Below are 4,501 nucleotides of genomic sequence, written 5' to 3'. Positions count from 1 at the left end.
ATTCTTCAATGCAACGTAATGACCAATGATATACTCATTCCCTAGAGCACTAACGGGTAGCGCCAGATGCCCGTCAGTTGAATATTGTTTATGATTCATAACATAAACAGATATATTATTGTTTGATGAGACGTGCACTGCACCATCTGTAAGAACCGACTGTTTTTCCAACAGGCCCGCTTCAAACAACTCTGTCCCCGAAATGCTGATTGACGATATTTGATTTGCCGACAAAGTAAGCTGCTCGCTCAAACCAAGGGCCGGAATACTAATCACTGCATCAGTGCCCTCAAACCTAGAAACGACATGGATATGATAAGTCGTATCTTCGGGTTCAAAGTAGTTAATACTGACTGGAAATCTAAACTCAGTCCCTTCGTGAGTGGTGGTACGTTCGTTAGGAATAACATCAACACGCACGCTCTGCTCCACCGAAGCACCATGACTATCTTGCACAGCAAACACAAACTGATGCTCACCCTGCGTAAGCCCTTCAGTTGACCAACTTGCTAACCCAGTCTGCGCATCAAAAGTTGCATTCTCAGGAAGTGACGGTGCTGACAACGTAATCGGATCACCATCTTCATCCGTCGCAGTAAGTTCATAAGTCCAGGTATCTCCAGACAACACAAAATTAATCGGCGCCGATGTGATAACGGGCGCTTGGTTTGCCTTAGTCACCGTAATCGAAACCGTTTCCGACGTTGAAGAAAGACTGCTATCACTTACGCTATAGGTAAAACTATCTTCACCGACAACATCCAGGTTTGGTGTATAAGTGATATTTGGCAAATCACCCGATAAGGTGCCATTAGTTGGAGCATTGTTAATTTGATAACTTAGCGTATCACCGTCTATGTCTGAGCCAGTTAGCGTAATAGCAAGCACCATATCTTCTATCGTTTCGAGCGTTTGGCTTTGTGCTACTGGCGCGTCATTAACGGCAAGCACATTAATTGTAATTGTTGCGATGTTCGAGTCTTCTTGGCCATCGTTGACATTAAAGGTCAAGGTATCACTACCATAGAAATTTTCGTTTGGAGTATAAGTGAAGCTCGGTTCTATACCTTCCAATGTCCCGTTTGAGGGCGAGCCGATCAGATTGAAAGTGATTCCATCACCGTCATCATCCTGCCCAGAAAGAATAATTGGTAAGTTTGTATCTTCATCAGAGCTTAGGTTCTGAGCCTGTGCAATAGGCGCTCTATTCACGTTAACAATATTCAACTGACGGGCATCTGGCGCTACCCGTTAGTGCTCTAGGGAATGAGTATATCATTGGTCATTACGTTGCATTGAAGAATTACACGAATATGCAGAGAACGAACCCTGTAATAGGGATCGTAGCGACGGAAGATGATACTTCTATCGAGATAGATGCTTCTATGGATATTTTCCCGGCCGAGTATGAGCGAGTTAAGGTTGGAAGCTTGTTTAATATCACGCTTAACAAGGGAGATGTATACAATTTAGAAGCTCGCGCATCTAATCTTGCAGATCTAACAGGTTCGATAATTAAATCGAACAAACCAATATCAGTTCTAGGGCAGCACCCTTGCGCATTTATACCGCAAGGTGTATCTGCATGTGATCATTTGGTTGAGCAGTTACCGCCGATCGAGAGTTTGTCGACAGAATATATCACTACCCCTTTTTGGGGGAGAAGCGAGAACCGTTTTGGCGATAGTGGAGATTACTTCCGAGTTATAGCGCCTTTTGACGAAACGTTGGTATACATTGATGGCGTATACAAAGCTAAACTGGGTAAAAAGCAGTACTTTGAGTTTTTCTCCAATGATGCACAGCATATTAAGACCTCTCATCCCGTGATGGTCATGCAGTATATGGCGGGGCAAAACCTTGATGGAGGTTATGGAGGCACACCCGCGCTAGTGGAAGCGGATCCAGCGATGGTGGTGGTCACCCCCGTTGAGCAATACCTCAAAAGCTATTTGGTTAATACACCTGCTTATACGATCGATAGAAACTTTATTAATGTTGTCATAGCAACTTCAGCGGTCGGCTCTGTCCAACTCAATGGAAATAGTGTAGATACAAGCCTATTTACTGAGGTACCTGGTACTGAATATTCATTTGCTCAAATAGAGATTGAAACGGGGTCTCATTTTTTGGAGGCAAGTGAGCCGATGGGAATGTATAACTACGGTTATGCTCGATATGAATCATATGCATACTCTGGAGGCATGGCGTTTAGTTTACCAGGTGATGTCGCATCACTTGACCTTAGCTCAAGTGATGGTTCTGCCTCAATTGGTGAGTCCCTATGCGTGATGGCGACAACAGTTGATAGTGAAGGTAAACCAGCTGCAGGAGTAAGAGTTGCATTTGCTACAACTGGGGAAAATGAGGATTTTGACTATGTCATGACTGACTCAGTGGGTGAGTCGACCTTCTGTTACTCTGGGCTGAACTCTGGAGTCGATACCATCACAGCAACAGTAATGGAGCTGATATCCACACTGGATGTTACATGGACGGAAGCGATAGAAAATCAGGCTCCTGTGATAACATCAATGCCTTCTTTGCTAACGACCTCAGAAGCATCATATTCTTATCAGGTAGAGGCATTTGATCCTGAAGGGGAGGAATTAACTTTCCAGTTAGTAGATCCCGCTTATAACATGTCTATTGATGCCAATGGTTTGCTTAGCTATCCAAGAGTTACCTGGACAACTGCCGGCAGCTTTGGTGGGCATACAGATATTGTCGTTGAAATAAGCGATGAAAGTGGTAATAAGACACTACAGAAATTTGCACTAAGAAATGACAGGCCTTATAACTTACCACCAGAGTTTGTGGTATCTACTCCCAACGCTAATGCAATCGTTGGTGTTCCGTATGTATACAACGCAGACTATCTAGACTTTAGAGTACGTGGGTATACACACCGTCTTGAAGTGGCTGATCAGTTTATTTGGAGCCCATGGAAACTTGATGCCGTCTATGCTGAGCTCGTATCTGGACCGGATGGCGCTGCTATCACGCGTGAGGATGATGGTTGGCCTTATCTTGCAAAGCTAGATTGTACGGGCTGCTTACATTATTTGAACTGGATTCCACAGAATGATGGCGAGTTTGAATTTGACATCGCACTTAGTGACTCACGAGGTGGTAAGGTAGATAATCAAACATTTACGGTCAATGTCCAGCCAAATCAACCTCCTGAAATAATCACATCGGAATTCCCCAATACTGCTTCTGTTGGTCAAGAGTATGTGGTAGTTATCGATATAGAAAACGATGTTCCCCTAGGGCGATACGAAAACTTTGATGATCTTCAAATAGTCTTTGAACAGGGGCCTTCGGCAATGCGAGCACTTAAGTTAGATGGTGTATATCATCAAACCAACAAGTTTTATATTTCTTGGACGCCGACTTCCAATGATTTGGGTGAGAATCAGATAAGGTTTAGAGTTGATGATCGTCTAAATAGTAGTGTTTCTAGTGCGTATACAATTACGGTAGTGGACGATAATAGCGCTCCGGAAATTACTTCAAGAGGTGTACCTGATGCTGAGGTGTCTATTCCTTATTCTTATCAAGTAGAAGCTATCGATCCAGACGGAGACAACTTATCTTATAAACTCCTATTAGCTCCTGAAGGGATGAGTGTAAGTGATACAGGGTTAATCACCTGGACTGCACTAGAAAGAGATTTGGTTGAAGAGCCACCTGCTTACACGCGTTTCATTGTCTGGGTCGAAGTATCTGACTCAAAAGGTGGAAGTGATATTGAAAAATACTATTTAAGTTTGGATGAGTTCTACAATCGAGCTCCAGAATTCGTACCGTCATACCATCCTTTAATCGCCAAGGTTGGTGTTCCCTTTGTTCACCAGGTGGTGGCTACAGATAGAGAAGGAAACTATCCACTAGAATACATACTCAGTTCAAGTTCGTCTGAACCTACTATTGATACTTCTACTGGCGTGATAACCTGGGTTCCGGGCCACGCTGGTAGATACTGGCTCAACGCAATGGTGAGAGACAGTGAAGGTCGTTATGCGTCTGCAAATAACGAGTTCTGGTATGTAGATGTAGTCGAAAGCTCTGAGTCTCTAGACGCCGAGCTCAGCCTAATCAACAAACCATTGACCACGGCATTCGTAGGTCAAGCCTATCAATATCGCTTCTTCGGCGAATCCAGCTTAGGTGGCAATGTCGTAGCAAGCTTGGTTAACGCACCACAAGGTATGACCATTACGCCGAATCAGCCTTATGAGGGTGCCTACGAAATTAACTGGATGCCGGATGAAGCCGATTGTGTGCATGACGTTGAGATTGTGCTTATGGACGAATACGGAAACAGTCAGCCAGTGCATTACTCAATCGATGTTCACAATGCACCGAAGAAATTAAATCGCTTCCAATGCTCATTGGATAACGAGCTGTGCGCGGCACCATGAGGAGGGATACCATGAACTTAAGCAATCAAGAAAATTTACTGTGCACAACTAATTCAAAAGGGAATGCTGCAATG

General features: G+C 43.9%; 2 protein-coding genes. One reads left to right on the top strand and one right to left on the bottom strand.

The genetic code is table 11. The annotated features are described in order from the left end of the window. On the bottom strand, positions 1 to 1,227 hold a 1,227-nt coding region (locus A3757_RS14275; RefSeq protein ID WP_156506327.1), incomplete at its 3' end, for an Ig-like domain-containing protein. Between the two features lie 11 nt (positions 1,228 to 1,238). On the opposite strand from A3757_RS14275, the gene A3757_RS14270 reads away from it, so the two are divergent. After that, positions 1,239 to 4,427 carry a hypothetical protein gene (locus A3757_RS14270; protein ID WP_197470054.1) on the top strand — a complete coding sequence of 1,063 codons (3,189 nt, stop codon included), beginning with the start codon at positions 1,239 to 1,241 and terminating at the stop codon, positions 4,425 to 4,427. Positions 4,428 to 4,501: the final 74 nt, after the last annotated feature.

Source organism: Oleiphilus sp. HI0117 (assembly GCF_001635235.1).
Note: the sequence above shows the minus strand (reverse complement) of the source record. Positions and strands in the feature narration are given on the sequence as shown.